This window comes from Rhizobium sp. BK512 (genome assembly GCF_014194915.1).
GTDB lineage: Bacteria > Pseudomonadota > Alphaproteobacteria > Rhizobiales > Rhizobiaceae > Rhizobium.
Genome location: NZ_JACIAS010000004.1, coordinates 58,072 through 74,807 on the forward strand (window position 1 = coordinate 58,072; position 16,736 = coordinate 74,807).

The 16,736-nt window shown below is 61.3% G+C and carries 13 protein-coding genes and 1 pseudogene; 4 read left to right on the top strand and 10 right to left on the bottom strand.

Features of this window, described 5'->3' with window-relative positions:
- The first annotated feature begins 19 nt into the window (after positions 1 to 19).
- Together fabB and fabI are read left to right on the top strand one after the other, a co-directional pair.
- Complete coding sequence (fabB, locus tag FHX06_RS15500) at positions 20 to 1,255, top strand: beta-ketoacyl-ACP synthase I (RefSeq protein WP_113207247.1); 1,236 nt, start codon at positions 20 to 22, stop codon at positions 1,253 to 1,255.
- Between the two features lies 1 nt (position 1,256).
- Positions 1,257 to 2,063: an enoyl-ACP reductase FabI gene (gene fabI / locus FHX06_RS15505; RefSeq protein ID WP_183879975.1), complete on the top strand. Its 807-nt coding sequence runs from the start codon at positions 1,257 to 1,259 to the stop codon at positions 2,061 to 2,063.
- A gap of 71 nt (positions 2,064 to 2,134) precedes the next feature.
- Here the strand turns inward: fabI and FHX06_RS15510 are convergent, their stop codons facing one another.
- From FHX06_RS15510 to rimP, 10 genes and pseudogenes are all read right to left on the bottom strand, one after another.
- Positions 2,135 to 3,151: a class I SAM-dependent methyltransferase gene (locus FHX06_RS15510; protein WP_183879977.1), complete on the bottom strand. Its 1,017-nt coding sequence runs from the start codon at positions 3,149 to 3,151 to the stop codon at positions 2,135 to 2,137.
- Positions 3,152 to 3,277: 126 nt separating this feature from the next.
- The gene (pnp, locus tag FHX06_RS15515) at positions 3,278 to 5,428 is read right to left on the bottom strand and encodes a polyribonucleotide nucleotidyltransferase (protein ID WP_112970197.1); all 2,151 of its coding nucleotides are present in this window, start codon (positions 5,426 to 5,428) and stop codon (positions 3,278 to 3,280) included.
- A 332-nt stretch (positions 5,429 to 5,760) separates the two neighbouring features.
- The gene (gene rpsO, locus FHX06_RS15520; RefSeq protein ID WP_112542854.1) at positions 5,761 to 6,030 is read right to left on the bottom strand and encodes a 30S ribosomal protein S15; all 270 of its coding nucleotides are present in this window, start codon (positions 6,028 to 6,030) and stop codon (positions 5,761 to 5,763) included.
- Positions 6,031 to 6,182: 152 nt separating this feature from the next.
- Positions 6,183 to 7,034, bottom strand: a pseudogene (locus FHX06_RS15525) (alpha/beta fold hydrolase).
- An 85-nt stretch (positions 7,035 to 7,119) separates the two neighbouring features.
- Positions 7,120 to 8,052, bottom strand: a complete 933-nt coding sequence (gene truB, locus FHX06_RS15530; protein WP_112970195.1) for a tRNA pseudouridine(55) synthase TruB — start codon at positions 8,050 to 8,052, stop codon at positions 7,120 to 7,122.
- Positions 8,053 to 8,064: 12 nt separating this feature from the next.
- On the bottom strand, positions 8,065 to 8,466 hold the full coding sequence (rbfA, locus tag FHX06_RS15535; RefSeq protein ID WP_183879979.1) for a 30S ribosome-binding factor RbfA: 402 nt from the start codon (positions 8,464 to 8,466) through the stop codon (positions 8,065 to 8,067).
- A 75-nt stretch (positions 8,467 to 8,541) separates the two neighbouring features.
- Entirely contained in the window at positions 8,542 to 11,319 is a 2,778-nt protein-coding gene (gene infB, locus FHX06_RS15540; protein WP_113016181.1) for a translation initiation factor IF-2, read from the bottom strand.
- Positions 11,320 to 11,421: 102 nt separating this feature from the next.
- Positions 11,422 to 12,108, bottom strand: coding sequence for an RNA-binding protein (locus FHX06_RS15545; protein WP_112970193.1), 687 nt, complete (start codon positions 12,106 to 12,108; stop codon positions 11,422 to 11,424).
- Entirely contained in the window at positions 12,108 to 13,712 is a 1,605-nt protein-coding gene (gene nusA / locus FHX06_RS15550; RefSeq protein ID WP_112970192.1) for a transcription termination factor NusA, read from the bottom strand. The genes FHX06_RS15545 and nusA overlap by 1 nt, the downstream gene beginning before the upstream one ends.
- A gap of 60 nt (positions 13,713 to 13,772) precedes the next feature.
- On the bottom strand, positions 13,773 to 14,378 hold the full coding sequence (rimP, locus tag FHX06_RS15555; protein ID WP_183879981.1) for a ribosome maturation factor RimP: 606 nt from the start codon (positions 14,376 to 14,378) through the stop codon (positions 13,773 to 13,775).
- 244 nt (positions 14,379 to 14,622) lie between these two features.
- Here rimP and FHX06_RS15560 point away from each other — a divergent pair, with 244 nt between their 5' ends.
- Positions 14,623 to 16,254: an MFS transporter gene (locus tag FHX06_RS15560; protein WP_183879984.1), complete on the top strand. Its 1,632-nt coding sequence runs from the start codon at positions 14,623 to 14,625 to the stop codon at positions 16,252 to 16,254.
- Positions 16,255 to 16,261: 7 nt separating this feature from the next.
- Positions 16,262 to 16,717: a GNAT family N-acetyltransferase gene (locus FHX06_RS15565; RefSeq protein WP_113211173.1), complete on the top strand. Its 456-nt coding sequence runs from the start codon at positions 16,262 to 16,264 to the stop codon at positions 16,715 to 16,717.
- Positions 16,718 to 16,736 lie beyond the last annotated feature (19 nt).

Sequence of the window (16,736 nt, forward strand, 5' to 3'; positions counted from 1 at the left end):
ACAACAAGGGTTTGATCAGATGAGACGGGTAGTTGTCACGGGTCTAGGTGTCGTGTCTTCGATCGGAAACGACGCGGCCGAAGTCACCGAATCCCTGCGCCAGGCAAAGTCCGGTATTTCCTTCTCCAGCGATTTCGCCGAACACGGCTTCAAGTGCCAGGTCTGGGGCAGCCCCAAGCTCGGCGCAGACAAGCTCGCCGAACTGGTGGATCGCCGCGCGATGCGCTTCCTTTCGCAGGGGGGCGCTTGGAACCACGTCGCCATGAAGCAGGCGATCGCCGATTCCGGCCTCGAAGACAAGGATTACAGCGAAAACGAACGCGTCGGCATCATCATGGGCTCGGGCGGCCCGTCCACGCGCACGCTCATCGAAGCCGCCGAGATCACCGTCAAGAACAACAGCCCGAAGCGCATCGGCCCCTTCGCCGTGCCCAAGGCCATGTCGTCCACTGCATCGGCAACGCTCGCCACCTGGTTCAAGATTCACGGTGTCAACTATTCGATTTCGTCTGCCTGCTCCACATCCGCGCACTGCATCGGAAATGCAGTGGAAATGATCCAGTGGGGCAAGCAGGACATGATGTTTGCCGGCGGCCACGAAGACCTCGACTGGACCATGTCGAACCTCTTCGATGCCATGGGCGCCATGTCCTCCAAGTATAACGATACGCCCGATACCGCTTCCCGCGCCTACGACGTCAGCCGTGACGGCTTCGTCATCGCCGGCGGTGCTGGTGTGTTGGTCCTCGAGGAACTGGAACATGCTAAGGCGCGCGGCGCCAAGATCTATGCCGAAATCATCGGCTACGGGGCAACCTCCGATGGCTATGACATGGTCGCCCCCTCGGGCGAGGGTGCTATTCGCTGCATGCGCCAGGCGCTGGCGACCGTGAAGGGCGATGTCGACTACATCAACACGCATGGCACGTCGACACCGGTTGGCGACAGCAAGGAAATCGGCGCCATTCGCGAAGTCTTCGGCGAAAAGATGCCGCATATCCAGTCCACCAAGTCCTTGACGGGCCATTCGCTCGGTGCCGCCGGCGTGCAGGAATCGATCTATTCCCTGCTGATGATGCAGGAAGGCTTCATTGGCGAAAGCGCGCATATCAAGGAACTCGATCCGGAATTCGAAGGCGTGCCGATCGTCCGCAAGCGTATCGACAATGCCAAGATCGACATTGCTCTCTCCAATTCCTTCGGCTTCGGCGGCACCAACGCCACGCTCGTATTCCAGCGCTATAACGGACAATAACATGACGGGAATCATGCAGGGTAAGCGCGGCCTCATCATGGGCGTCGCAAACAACCACTCGATCGCCTGGGGGATTTCGAAGGCGCTCGCTGCACAGGGCGCAGAGCTGGCTTTCACCTTCCAGGGCGATGCACTCGGCAAGCGCGTCAAGCCGCTGGCGGCAGAAGTCGGCTCCGACTTCCTGCTCCCCTGCGATGTCGAGGATATCGCTTCGGTCGATACGGTCATCGACGCGATCAAGGAGCGCTGGGGCAAGCTCGATTTCATCGTCCATGCCATCGGCTTTTCGGACAAGAACGAGTTGAAGGGCCTTTACGCGGATACGACGCGTGAAAACTTCAGCCGCACCATGGTCATCTCCTGTTTCTCCTTCACGGAAATTGCCAAGCGCTGCGCGCCGCTGATGGAAGACGGCGGCACCATGCTGACGCTGACCTATAACGGCTCCACGCGCGTCATCCCGAACTACAATGTCATGGGTGTCGCGAAGGCCGCTCTGGAAGCTTCCGTGCGCTATCTGGCGGCCGACTACGGCCCGCGCGGCATTCGCGTCAACGCGATCTCGGCCGGCCCGATCCGCACGCTTGCCGGCGCGGGTATTTCGGATGCCCGCGCGATCCTCTCGTGGAACCAGCGAAATGCGCCGCTGCGCAAGACCGTGACGATCGACCAGGTCGGCAGCTCCGCGCTCTACCTGCTGTCGGATCTTTCAACCGGCGTGACCGGCGAAATCCACTTCGTCGATGCCGGCTTTAACATTACGTCGATGCCGGCGCTGGAAACGTTGCGCAACGCAGACGTCGAATAAGCGACGAACACTTCAAAAGAAAAGGCGGCCAATGGCCGCCTTTTTTATTGCCCGTTGATTTTATTGTTCGCCTATTTCCCGGCCCACAGCACCTTGAAGCGAGCGTTGCGGCAGGTTTCGCCGCTATCCTTGAAGTGCTCCGCCAGAACCGGCTCATAGGGCAGGCCGCGATTGGCGACCAGCATCAGCCGACCGCCGCCGCGTAGCGAAGAGGCTGCGGTCTTGATCATCGCCTGGCCGAGCGAAGGTTCGGCAGCGTGGCCCTCATGGAAGGGCGGGTTCATGATGACGAGATCGTACTTGTCGCGCACCTGCTCGCCCGCCAGATCGTGCCAGAAGAAGCGCACAGGCGCGTCCGGGCAGTTCTCCGCCAGATTGGCCTTCGCAGCCTCCAGAGCCTCGTAGTTGGCCTCGTAGAGGTCAAGGCGGGCCAGGTTGGGGGATTTCTCTGCCAGTTCGACGGAGAGGTAGCCCCAGCCGGCGCCGAAATCGGCCACGTCACCGGTGAAATCGGTCGGAAGGCGCGAGGCGAGGAGCTGTGAACCGGCGTCGAGCCTGTCATGCGAGAACATGCCGGGCGAGGCGATGAAGCGGCCTTCGACCCGCACCGGCGACTTGCCGAACTTCGAAACGATCTCGCTGACATCGGCCGGCCGGCCGAACCAGAAGGCGACGCCATGATATTTCGGCATGTGTTCGATATCGAGGCCGAAGCCTTCCATCCGCTTGCGCAGCGGCTGGATGCCGTCTTCCTTGCCGCCGGCAATGACGATCAGGCCGCCGGCCTTCACACGCGAAAGGGCAGCGGCGATATTGGCCTCGTTCTCACCCTTGTGCTTGGTGCAGAGCACCAGGCCGGCATCATAGTCTTCGCCTTCGATCTCTGGCTTCGCCTCGATGCGCTGGGCCAAGAGCTGCCTGTAGAGCGGCTTGAAGCCCTGTACGGCATCCAGAGCGCCGGCAAAGCCCTCAGGAAGCGCAAAGCCCGCCTCGGCACCGAGGAAGAGCACACGCTGGCCTTCGCCTGGTGGCGTGACGGTTTCGCTGGCAAAGGGATGGAAGAGGGTCTTCAGCGTCTCGCGGCTCATGGTCTGGTCCCGTCATCTGGAGCAACTCCAGGGAAAATGCACAGCCGTTCGTAACTGTGCGAAGGTCGAATACAAAAAGGGCGCGGAAACAATTCCGCGCCCGGATATCAGCGTGGAAGACGCAGCTTATTCGGCTGCTTCGTCCTTCTTCTTGTCGCCCTTTTCGGCCGCCGGGATTTCCTGGCCGGTGGCCTGGTCGACAACCTTCATGGAGAGGCGAACCTTGCCGCGCTCGTCGAAGCCGAGCAGCTTGACCCAGACCTTGTCGCCTTCCTTGACGACGTCCTGCGTCTTCGCGACACGCTCGGAAGCAAGCTGCGAGATATGGACGAGGCCGTCACGGGCGCCGAAGAAGTTGACGAAGGCGCCGAAGTCAGCGGTCTTGACGACCGTGCCTTCGTAGATCTGGCCAATTTCCGGCTCGGCGACGATCGAGTGGATCCACTTGCGGGCGGCTTCGATTTCCTTGCCCGAGGAGGAGGCGATCTTGACGGTGCCGTCGTCCTCGATGTTGATCTTGGCGCCGGTCTTTTCGACGATTTCGCGGATGACCTTGCCGCCGGAGCCGATGACTTCGCGGATCTTGTCGACCGGAATGTTCATGACTTCGATGCGCGGAGCGAATTCGCCGAGCTGGCCACGGCTTTCGGTGATGGCCTTCGCCATTTCGCCGAGAATGTGGGCGCGACCACCCTGGGCCTGGCCAAGAGCGACCTTCATGATCTCTTCGGTGATACCGGCGATCTTGATGTCCATCTGCAGCGAGGTAATGCCGTCGGCAGTACCTGCGACCTTGAAGTCCATGTCGCCGAGGTGGTCTTCGTCACCGAGAATGTCGGAGAGGACGGCGAAGCGATCGCCTTCAAGGATCAGACCCATGGCGATACCGGCGACCGGCTTGGCAAGCGGTACACCTGCATCCATCAGAGCGAGCGAGGTGCCGCAGACGGTGGCCATCGAGGACGAGCCGTTGGACTCGGTGATCTCGGAGACGACGCGCAGCGTGTAGGGGAACTGTTCGGCGGACGGCAGCATCGGGCGAATTGCGCGCCATGCGAGCTTGCCGTGACCGATTTCACGACGGCCCGGAGAGCCCATGCGGCCGGTTTCGCCAACCGAGTAGGGAGGGAAGTTGTAATGGAGCAGGAAGCGCTCCTTGTACATGCCCGTCAGGGAATCGACATACTGTTCGTCTTCGCCGGTGCCGAGGGTGGCAACCACGATCGCCTGCGTTTCACCGCGGGTGAAGAGCGCCGAACCATGCGTGCGCGGCAGAAGGCCTACTTCCGAAACGATCGGACGAACGGTTTCGAGGTCGCGACCGTCGATGCGGCTCTTAGTGTCGAGAATGTTCCAGCGGACGATCTTGGCCTGCAGGTGCTTGAAGATCGCGCCGACTTCTTCGGCCGTGTAGCGGGCTTCGCCCTCTTCGGGGAGGAAGTGCGCCTTCACCTTCGCCTTGACGGCGTCGACGGCGGCGTAGCGGTCGGCCTTCTGGGTGATCTTGTAGGCTTCGCGAAGTTCACCTTCTGCAAGGCCGAGCATTTCGGTTTCGAGAGCGGAATAGTCTTCCGGCTGGAAGTCACGCGGTTCCTTGGCGGCAACTTCGGCGAGCTTGATGATCGCGTCGAGAACCGGCTGGAAGCCCTTGTGGCCGAACATGACGGCGCCGAGCATGACGTCTTCCGGAAGCTCCTTGGCTTCAGATTCGACCATCAGGACGGCATCGTATGTGCCGGCAACGACGAGGTCGAGGCTCGATTCATCCATCTCGTCGAGATGCGGGTTGAGAACGTATTCGCCATTGATGTAGCCGACGCGTGCGGCGCCGACCGGACCCATGAAGGGAACACCCGACAGTGTCAGGGCAGCCGAGGTCGCGACCATGGACAGGATATCGGGATTGTTTTCGAGGTCGTGCTGGATGACGGTGACGACGACCTGCGTGTCGTTCTTGTAGCCTTCCGGGAAGAGCGGGCGGATCGGGCGGTCGATCAGGCGGGAAACGAGGGTTTCGTTTTCGCTCGGGCGACCTTCGCGCTTGAAGTAACCGCCGGGGATCTTGCCGGCTGCGTAGGTCTTTTCCTGATAGTTGACCGTCAGCGGGAAGAAGTCCTGGCCAGGCTTCGGAGCCTTGGCGGAAACGACGGTCGCGAGAACGACGGTTTCGCCATAGGTAGCGAGAACGGCGCCGTCAGCCTGACGGGCGATCTTGCCGGTCTCGAGCTTGAGCGGGCGGCCTGCCCACTCGATTTCTACTTTATGTGTATCGAACATGTCTTGTCCTTCAATGCAGCCAGCGCGCCTTCTCCGTCAGGAGCAGCGCAGAGTCGACCGCAATCAGTGTGACGCATCACGGGCAAGACAACGGGAAGCTTCGAGCGGACGATTTCCCTTGGGAAATCGGGCCAAAGCTCTTGCGAAACTCTGGCCGAAAGCATCCGGCAATCCTGCCCCATGACAGGTCAACGGTTGGTCTGGCAGAACCGGCCCATCCGGGCCTGCCGTCTTCCATTCACGCAGATAGCGCGCACCTGGAAAATGTCACCGGGAGAGGTGCTCCCGAAAAAACATTCGGCGGGCGAAGTGCTTCGCCCGCCGAAAAATCATTAGCGGCGGATACCCAGGCCGGTGATCAGCTTGGTGTAACGGCCTTCGTCCTTCTTCTTGAGGTAGTCAAGAAGCGAGCGGCGGCTGGAAACGAGCGTCAGCAGACCACGGCGGGAATGGTTATCCTTCTTGTGGTCCTTGAAGTGTTCGGTCAGGTTGTTGATGCGCTCGGTGAGGATCGCAACCTGGACTTCCGGGGAACCGGTATCGCCTTCGACGGTCGCGTATTCCTTGATCAGCGCAGCCTTGCGCTCAGCAGTGATCGACATCGGACAATCCTTTCTATGAGAGGAGTTAAAGTCGCCAAAAGCCGGGATGTCGTCCAGCCTTGGCCGCGAATGCAATCGGGGATACCCCAATGCTGGCGCTGCCTATAAACCAAATATGCGGCAATGGAAAGAGGGATCCCCGCAGCGGTTTTTCAGCGCCCCGCCATGGCGTCCCGGATCATCGCATCATATCCCTCGGGATCCTGCAGCATGGCGAAATGGCTGGCATCCTTCAGGATGACGAGTTTTGCGCCCGGAATTTCCTTGGCCATCATTTCTGTATGGTCGAGCTTCACAGCCTCGTCATGGTCGCCGATGGCGAGCGTGACCGGCACGGTGATCTTTCCGAGATCCGCAGCCGTCCAGGTAGGCTGTGTCGCCCACATTTCCGAGATCTGTTTGACGAAGGCATCGTATTCCTTCGGCGTCGGCGACAGCTTCTGGTAATATTGGCCGGCGACATTGATGTAGTCGGCGAAGGTCTTGTTGCTCATGACGTCGGACTTGACGCCGTCGGTCGTCACATTGGCCGCCTGGGCGACGACGCGCGTAAGCTTCTCCGGATGTTTCATCGCCATGTCGATGCCGATGATGCCGCCGTCCGACCATCCGACCAGGGTTACTTTGCCGATCTTCAGATGGTCGAGAAGCGCAACATAGTCCGATGTCATCAGATCGTAGCCGAAGGGCTGCTGGCTGCGTGTCGAGCGCCCATGTCCGCGGCTGTCGGCAACGATGACGCGATGATCCTTCGCGAAATCGGCTACCTGATGGCCCCAGACATCTGCATTTCCGAGCCCTCCATGGATGAACAGGATCGGGTCGCCCTCGCCGTATTCGGCGTAATACATCTTGATATCGTTGACTTCAGCCATGCCGCTCGCCTTCGGCTCCGGCATGGGAGGAAAGGCTGGAAGTTTGGCTCAGCGATCGTCAGATTGAGCGATCGTAACCGTAAGAAACAGCGAAAAGAACGTCAGCATTCCCAAAGCGATTTTGCGCATATTCTTCCCCTTCGACGGGCCGTCATGGCCCGTCGGGAAACATATCGCATCACTGTCTTCTGACAATTGCCGCTGGTTGTAACCGTCAGGCGAAAACGCGCTTCGGCCGGAACTCCCCCTGTCCGATTTCGCCGATCGCGATCAGCCTGCCGCGGGCCGTCGCATAAGCTTCACTTTCGGCCACAGGCGCATCGCGGCCGCGTACCAGGATCGGATTGCCCATCTTCAGGCGGTGCGCCTGATCATCGCTGATTATAAGGTGTGGCAGGGCCGACAGTGCCTCGCAGGTGTCAATCAAGAGTGCATCGAGCGCGGCAAGACGCTCATCCATGTCCTCGATCTCTTCGAGCGCTGTGAGCTTTTCAAGCGGCACCATCGTCTCTTCGGCGAAGGGTGCTACGAAGGTACGGCGCAGGCCTGAAATGTGGCCGTAGCAGCCGAGCTCGCGGCCGAAATCGCGGGCAAGTGCACGCACATACGTGCCCTTGCCGCATTCCACCTCGAAATGCGCGGTATTGGCATCCGGGCAGGCGAGAAGTGTAAGGCGGTGAACCTCGACCTCGCGCGAGGGGATCTCGACGGCCTCGCCGTCACGCGCCAGATCGTAGGCGCGTTCGCCGGCGATTTTGATCGCGGAAAACTGCGGCGGCACCTGGCTGATCGTACCGATATATTTCGGCAGGATATCGCGGATCTGCTGCTCGCTCGGACGCTTGTCGGAATTCTGCGTCACGTCACCCTCGAGGTCGTCGGTCGCCCGCTCTTCGCCCCAACTGACGGTGAATTCGTAGATCTTGCGGCCATCCATCACATAGGGAACGGTCTTGGTGGCGTCGCCGAGCGCGATCGGCAGCATACCGGACGCGAGCGGATCGAGCGTGCCGGCATGGCCGCATTTCTGCGCCTTGAAGAGCCACTTGATCTTGGAAACGGCTTCCGTCGAGCCGAAGTCCACCGGCTTGTCGAGGATCAGCCAGCCGGAAATCGGGCGGCCCTTGGGTTTGCGTGGTTTGGACATCAGTCTCTTCTGTTATTCTTCGTCATTGTCGAGATCGCGGCTCACCTCGGGTGAGCGCAGCAGGTCGTCGATCTTCTTGTAATTGTCGAAGCTGGTATCATCGCGGAAGCGCACCTCCGGCATGTACTTCATCTGTCTCAGCTGCGGTCCAAGCCGGCCGCGGATGAATTTCGCATTGCGGTTCAGCGCCTCGATGACGACACTGTGGTTGGAAACGCCGAGCGGCGTGACATAGGCCGTCGCGATCTTCAGGTCGGGCGACATCCGCACTTCGGAAATCGAGATTACGGTCGCTTCGATAATGTCGTCGCGCACGTCGCCGCGCTGCAGCACCTGGGTGATCGCTGCGCGAACCTGCTCGCCGACGCGCAGCATGCGCTGCGAGGGTGCCGAGGTGGTGGGTCTTGTTGCCATTGTTCTTTATCCCAAATGGATCGGGCGCCGGACTGGATCATCCGGCGCCCGTTCAAGATTTCAATCGTCGCCCGATCAGAGCGTGCGCGTGATGTGCTCGACGCGGAAGCACTCGATGACGTCGCCCTTACGCATGTCTTCGTAGTTCTCGAAGGCCATGCCGCACTCCTGGCCCATCGGCACTTCGGAGACTTCGTCCTTGAAGCGCTTGAGGGTCTTGAGCTTGCCTTCGTGCACGACGACGTTGTCGCGGATGAGGCGCACGCCCGCACCACGCTCGACCTTGCCTTCGACGACGCGGCAACCCGCGACCTTGCCGACCTTGGTAATGTTGAACACTTCCAGGATCTCGGCATTGCCGATGAAGGTCTCGCGACGCTCCGGCGAAAGCAGACCCGACATCGCTGCCTTCACGTCATCCACGAGGTCGTAGATGATGTTGTAGTAGCGGATCTCGATCCCCTCGCGCTCGGCGAACTGGCGTGCCTGCGCGTTCGCACGAACGTTGAAGCCGATGATGGCAGCGTTCGATGCTTCCGCAAGCGAGATGTCGGATTCGGTGATGCCCCCTGCGCCCGAATGAACGATGCGGGCACGAACCTCGTCGGTGCCGAGCTTTTCCAGCGCGCCGGCAATGGCTTCGATCGAGCCTTGCACGTCGCCCTTGATCACCAGCGGGAATTCCTTGACGCCCGTGGCCTGGAGCTGCGTCATCATCTGTTCCAGCGAACCGCGCTGTCCCGACAGGCGGGCAGCCGCCTTGTCGCGGGCAAGACGCTGACGATATTCCGAGATTTCGCGGGCGCGGCTTTCACTCTCGACGACGGCAAACTTGTCGCCTGCCTGCGGTGTGCCGGAAAGACCGAGAACCTCGACCGGGGTCGCCGGGCTGGCTTCCTTCACATGGTCGCCCTTGTCCGTCACCAGGGCGCGTACGCGGCCCCAGACGTCGCCGGCAACGATGATCTGACCCGGACGCAGAGTGCCCTTCTGGACAAGTACCGTCGCAACCGCACCGCGACCGCGGTCGAGCTGGGCTTCGATAACCGTGCCTTCCGCCGTTCGGTTCGGATTGGCCTTGAGGTCGAGAATTTCAGCCTGCAGCAGGATCGCCTCGAGCAGCTTGTCGAGGTTCTTGCCCGTCTTGGCCGAAACTTCGACGTCGAGCACTTCACCGCCCATGGATTCCACGAAGACTTCATGCTGCAGAAGCTGGTTACGGACCTTCTGCGGATCGGCTTCGTGCTTGTCGACCTTGTTGATCGCCACGATGATCGGAACACCGGCCGCCTTGGCATGGTTGATCGATTCAATCGTCTGCGGCATCACGCTATCGTCCGCCGCGACCACCAGGATCGCGATATCAGTAGCCTGCGCGCCGCGGGCACGCATTGCCGTGAAGGCCGCGTGGCCGGGAGTATCGATGAAGGTGATCTTCTGGCCGTTCTGCTCTACCTGATAGGCGCCGATATGCTGCGTGATGCCACCGGCTTCGCCGGAGACCACGTTGGCATGGCGGATGGCGTCGAGCAGCGAGGTCTTGCCGTGGTCGACGTGGCCCATGATGGTGACGACAGGCGGGCGCGAAACCAGCTCGCCCTGGTCGTCTGACACGTTGAAGATACCGAGTTCGACGTCGGATTCAGAGACGCGTCTGACCGTATGGCCGAATTCACCGGCAATGAGTTCTGCGAGGTCGGCGTCGATGACGTCGCCCGGCTTCATCATCTGGCCTTCCTTCATCAGGTACTTGATGACGTCAACGGCACGTTCAGACATGCGCTGCGACAGTTCCTGAATGGTGATGGTTTCGGGCAGAACGACTTCGCGGGTGATCTTCTCGCGCGTTTCCTGCATCTGGCTGCGGCGGAATTTTTCTTGCCGGCGGCGCATGGCCGAAAGCGAACGCCCGCGTGCGTTGCCGTCCTCATCGACGTTTGCAGTCGTCACGGTCAGCTTGCCGCGGCGGCGGTCTTCCTCACTCTTCGGACGGGTTGTCACGGGCTTTGCAGGCTCCGGACGAACCGGGCGGCCGCGAACCGGACCGCCGCGCGAAGCACCGCGATCTTCCTCTTCGCCTTCGCTACGGCGACCACGGACGCCAGCCGGTGCACCAGGTGCCGGCCGGGCGGTTGAGGGCGACGGCGCGGTTTCCGTACGGCGAGCGGCCGGCGCGGATGCCGGTGCCGGCTGCTGCGGACGCGGAGTTTCAACACGTGCTTCCGCTACAGGAGCGGCGGGTGGTTCGGCCAGGGCTGCTGCCGCAGCCTCGGCCTGGCGTGCAGCCTCTTCGGCAGCGCGCAGCTTGGCTTCTTCCGCTTCGGCAGCCTGACGTGCCGCCTCTTCGACGGCACGGCGCTTTTCCTCCTCGGCACGACGGACGGCGTCCTGTGCGTCACGGGCCTGCGCATCGGCAAGCGCGCGGCGGCGGGCATCCATTTCCTCGGGCGAAAGATGGTTCAGAACCACGGGACGTGGACGATCCTGCTGGCGCTGCGGCTGGTAGGATTGCTGCGGACGCTGGCTGGCCTGCTGTGGGCGCTGATTGTTCTGGCCGCCGGGCTGTTGAAGGCGCGGAGCCGGAGCCTGAGCCGGAGCCGGCTGCTGCGGGCGTGCCTGCACGGGCGCCGGCGCCGGTTCGGGCGCACGCACCGGAGCTGCCGGAGCAGGCGTTATCGGCTTTTCATCTTCAGGGCGCATCGGGCGCCGCTTGCGGGTCTCCACGACGACCGCCTTGGTGCGACCGCGACCCATATCCTGGCGAACGGTACCCTGGCTCATCCCTGATGGTTTCAAGGTGAGGGTCTTCTTCCCCGCTACGCTGAGTGTCTTGTCGTCGTTGCTGTCGGTCATTCGTTCCCGTTCCTTCGGACAGGGAACGATGAAGCCATCAGACCCTGTCAATCACATACAATCGATCAATGATATTGCGGCCGGCTTCCGCCGGTGACCGCATCATTGTTTTTGCTGGCCAGCGCCGCCCGGTGCCCGGGACTGACCGCCGTTACGGTACTGTTCGAGCATCTTTGCGCGCTTCACTACACCTTCACCCGCCTGCCCTGCAAGCACTGCAGCATGGATAAAAGCATTCTGGCCCATCACCCCTTCCATTTCGCCCTCCGAGAAGAGACGGAAGGAAGGTATTTCCTCCTCGGTTTCCATTCCGAGGTGCCAGGCCTTGCGGGCCTGGTCTATCTTTCTCACGCCGTCGGCGGCGGCATCCGTCGAATGAAACACCGCAAGCGCAGCTCCGCTGCGAATTGCGGCATCCACCTTGGCTGAGCCCGTGACGAGCTGGCCCGCCTTGCGCGCCATGTTCATCATCTGCAGGAGCTGCTGCAGAAACAGCCGCTCCACGCGCTCGCCGAGATCCTCGGCTGCCTTCACATCGGCCTTGAGTGCGCGGGCGAAGAGCTTCTTCGCCACCGCCTTTTCGACCAACGACCGGTCCACCTTCACCCAGCAGCCACGTCCGGGCAGCTCGCGCTTGAGATCCGGCACCACCGTCCCGTCAGGGGCGGCCACGAAGCGGATCAGCTCTTCCGGCGATCCGCTTTCGCGTGTCACGATGCACATGCGGCCGTTCACGTCGTAACCTGCAAGATCGTCGTCCTCAGGAGATGTGTCCGGCTTCGCCGTCATTACGCTTCCTGCTCGGCTGCGTCGGTTTCGACAGCCTCAGCGTCCTTCGCCAGGTCTTCCTCGGTGATCCAGCCGGCGAGCAGGCGAGCCTGCACAACCATCTGTTCTGCCTCGACGCGGGAAATGTCGAACTTCGAGAACAGGCCCTCGAACTTCTTCGTCTCGCCGTTCTTGCGCTCGGTCCAGCCGACGAGATCGTCGGCCGCGCAGCCTGCGAAGTCCTCGATCGTCTTGATGCCGTCCTCGCCGAGCGCGACCATCATCTGTGCGGTCATGCCGGCGATCTGGCGCAACTCGTCGGAAACACCGAGTGCCTTGCGCTTCTCGTCCATCTCCGCCTCGAGCTTCTCGAGGAACTCGCGAGCGCGGGTCTGGATTTCCTGCGCGGTGTCTTCGTCAAAGCCGTCGATCGAAGAGATTTCGTCGAGATCGACATAAGCCAGTTCCTCGACGGCGGCGAAGCCTTCCGAAGCCAGGACCTGACCGACCATCTCGTCGACGTCGAGCGCATCCATGAAGAGGTTGGTACGCTCGTTGAATTCCTTCTGACGGCGCTCGGATTCTTCCGCTTCCGTCATGATGTCGATGTCCCAACCCGTCAGCTGCGAGGCGAGACGGACGTTCTGGCCGCGGCGGCCGATGGCGAGCGAGAGCTGCTCGTCGGGAACGACCACTTCGATGCGCTCTGCATCTTCGTCGAGAACGACCTTGGCGACTTCAGCCGGCTGCAGGGCGTTGACGACGAAGGTCGCCGGGTCCTGCGACCAGGGAATGATGTCGATCTTCTCGCCCTGAAGCTCGCCGACGACGGCCTGAACGCGCGAACCGCGCATACCGACGCAGGCACCGACCGGATCGATCGAACTATCGTTCGAGATCACGGCGATCTTGGCGCGTGAGCCCGGATCGCGGGCAACCGACTTCACCTGAATGATGCCGTCGTAGATCTCAGGCACTTCCATGGTGAAGAGCTTCACCATGAACTGCGGATGCGTGCGCGACAGGAAGATCTGCGGGCCGCGCTGTTCGCGACGGACATCATATACGTATGCGCGGACGCGATCGCCATAGCGCACGTTCTCGCGCGGGATCATTTCGTCGCGGCGGATGATGCCTTCGCCACGGCCGAGGTCGACGATGACGTTGCCGTATTCGACGCGCTTGACCGTACCGTTGACGATTTCGCCGGTACGATCCTTGAATTCGTCGAACTGGCGGTCACGCTCGGCTTCGCGCACCTTCTGCACGATGACCTGCTTGGCCGATTGTGCGGCGATACGGCCGAAATCCATCGGCGGCAGCGGATCGGCAATGAAGTCGCCGATGGCGGCGTCGGGGTTGCGGTCGCGGGCCAGTTCCAGCGGGATCTGCGTGGAATAATCCTCGGCCTTCTCGACGACTTCGAGCAGGCGCTGCAGACGGATTTCACCGGTCTTCGGGTTGATGTCGGCGCGGATGTTGGATTCGGTACCGTAACGGGAACGCGCTGCCTTCTGGATGGCATCGGCCATCGCGGCAAGCACGATTTCGCGGTCGATGACCTTTTCGCGCGCCACTGCATCTGCGATCTGCAGAAGTTCGAGCCGGTTTGCACTGACTGCCATTGTTATGTTTCTCCGTCCTTGACTACCCGGGTTCCCGTCCCTGGAGCTTGCGTTGATCGGTTATTCTTCGTCGTCCGCTTCGTTCTGGTTCGCAGCCTGCGCCTTTGCCAGCTTGTCGGCGCGCAGTGCATCGCGGATCAGATCGTCGGTCAGAATGAGTTTGGCATCGCTGAGCGCGGTGAAGGGAATGACGACCTTCTGCTCCTCGCCATAGGCAATCTGATCACGTTCGATCGTGAACCCGTCGGCGTCCGCTTCGACGATCTTGCCGCGGAAGCGTTTGCGATTGCCGATCATGATCGACGTTTCGCACTTTACGAGGTGGCCCTGCCAGCGAACGAAATCCGACGTCCGCACCAGAGGGCGGTCGATGCCCGGCGAAGACACTTCGAGATGATACTCTTTATCGACCGGATCTTCCACATCGAGCACTGGAGAAATCGCCATTGAGACCTGCTCGCAGTCCTCGACGGTCATCGTGCCATCGTTCTTCTCGGCCATGACCTGCATCGTCATGCCGTTCTGATTGAGCATCCGTACACGAATGAGACGGAAGCCGATGTCGACGATCACGGGTTCGATAATGTCGGCAAGACGCTGGTTAAGCCCGGTCTCGGTGATCAGCCGCGGCTCATGTTGATTGTCTGCGTTTGTCAGATCCGACAAGCGGTGCGCTCCCTGCGATTTCTGGCATTCGGGGTGATCGCGCTAATAAAAAAGAGCGGGTCCTTGCGGCCCACTCTTCATCGTACGATCAAGAATTTGAGTGCCATATAGTCCCGTTTTTCAGAAATTGCAAGGTCGGCGCGGATTCCGCCTCCTTGGCCCCTTGCGCATGCGCTAACCTATGGCGAGTGCTCATCTTCCGCATATATTGCTGTTGCGGCATTACGATAAAAGCGGGGGAAACGTGGCCTATACGTCTTCGACATTTGCGCCTTTGCGGCATGAAACCTACCGCACTATCTGGTTTGCGAGCCTCGCCTCGAATTTCGGCGGCCTGGTCCAGGCCGTCGGTGCCGCCTGGATGATGACGGTCATCACCTCGTCGGAGGATATGGTTGCGCTGGTGCAGACCTCGACGGCGCTGCCGATCATGTTGTTCTCACTGTTCTCTGGGGCTCTCGCCGACAATTATGATCGGCGCCGGATCATGCTCACGGCGCAATCCATGATGCTCGTGGTTTCGACCATGCTGACGGCATGCGCCCTTCTCGGCTGGATCACGCCTGGACTGCTTCTATTCTTCACCTTTCTCATCGGTTGCGGCACGGCGCTCAACAATCCATCCTGGCAGGCTTCGGTCGGCGACATGGTGCCGCGTGCCGATTTGCCAGACGCGGTCACGCTGAACAGCATGGGCTTCAACATTACCCGCAGCGTCGGTCCGGCGATCGGTGGTGCCATCGTGGCGGCTGCCGGTGCCGCTGCGGCTTTTGCGGTGAACGCGCTGAGCTATATTGCTCTCATCTATGCATTGCTTCGGTGGCGGCCGAGTACGCCTGCCTCGACACTGCCGCGCGAGACCCTCGGTAGCGCCATCTTTGCCGGCATGCGTTACGTCTCCATGTCGCCCAATCTCGAAAAGATCCTCCTGAGAGGGCTGGTATTCGGCATTGGCGCAAGCTCCATTCAGGCGCTGCTGCCGGTCGTTGCGCTCGATCTCGTTTCTGGCGGACCACTGACCTATGGTTTCATGCTCGGCGCATTCGGCATCGGCGCGATTGGCGGCGCGGTGCTCAGCCCCAGGCTGCGCGTAATGTTCTCCAGCGAGATGATTATCCGCCTGGCGTTTTCAGGCTTTGCGCTAAGTGCCGTGATCGCGGCGCTCAGCTCAAGCGCCGCACTCACCTCTGCCGGACTTCTGATCGCCGGCGCCTGCTGGGTTTCGGCCCTTTCCCTCTTCAACACCATCGTTCAGCTATCGACGCCGCGCTGGGTGGTTGGCCGTTCCTTGTCGCTGTACCAGACCGTCACCTTCGGCGGTATTGCCGGCGGCAGCTGGCTCTGGGGCATTGTTGCCGACCAGTATGGTCTTTCGGATGCCCTGCTGATGTCGGCTGCCGTCCTGCTGCTTGGCGTCGTTATTGGCTTGCGCTTTTCCATGCCGGCTTTCGCTTCGCTCAATCTCGATCCGCTCAACCGCTTCACCGAGCCCGCTCTCGGGCTGGATATCACGCCGCGTAGCGGCCCGATCGTCATCCAGGTCGGCTACCAGATCGCCGACGAAGACCTGGCCGAGTTCATGACACTGATGGGAGAGCGCCGCCGCATCCGCATTCGCGACGGCGCTCGTAACTGGGCGCTTATGCGCGACCTTGAAAACCCCGGTCTCTGGACGGAAACCTATCACACGCCGACCTGGGTCGAATATATCAGGCATAACCAGCGCCGCACGCAGGCCGATGCCGAAAATACCGACCGGCTTCGTGCGCTTCATCGGGGCGAGGGCCTGCCGCAAGTTCAGCGCATGATCGAACGCCAGGCCATCCCACCTGTCGATGACGTCTTTCACAAGGCGCCGATCGACCTGCATCACTGAGGTCAGCATGCCGGTCTTCCGAAGCGCACGACAATCCGATCTTGCCGTCATCGTCAGGCTGCTTGCCGATGACGATCTCGGCAGCACGCGTGAGGTCGTCTCGGATCCCGTCGATATGCGCTATCTCGCGGCCTTCGCCGCGATAGAGGCTGATCCCAACCAATTGCTTGCCGTCGCGACCGACGAGACCGGCCGGGTTGTCGGCTGTCTGCAGCTGAGCTTTCTTCCCGGCCTTTCACGAACGGGCATGTGGCGGGGCCAGATCGAAAGCGTGCGCATCGCCAGGGGTCATCGCGGCTCCGGGCTCGGTTCGCAATTCATCGAATGGGCGATCGCGCGCTGCAACGAGCGCGGGTGCGGTCTCGTGCAGCTCACATCCGACAAGGCACGGCTAGAGTCGATCCGTTTCTATGAAAAGCTCGGCTTTGTTGCGAGCCATGAAGGACTGAAGCGCAACCTCTGACCAGGGCATGCGCCTCAGC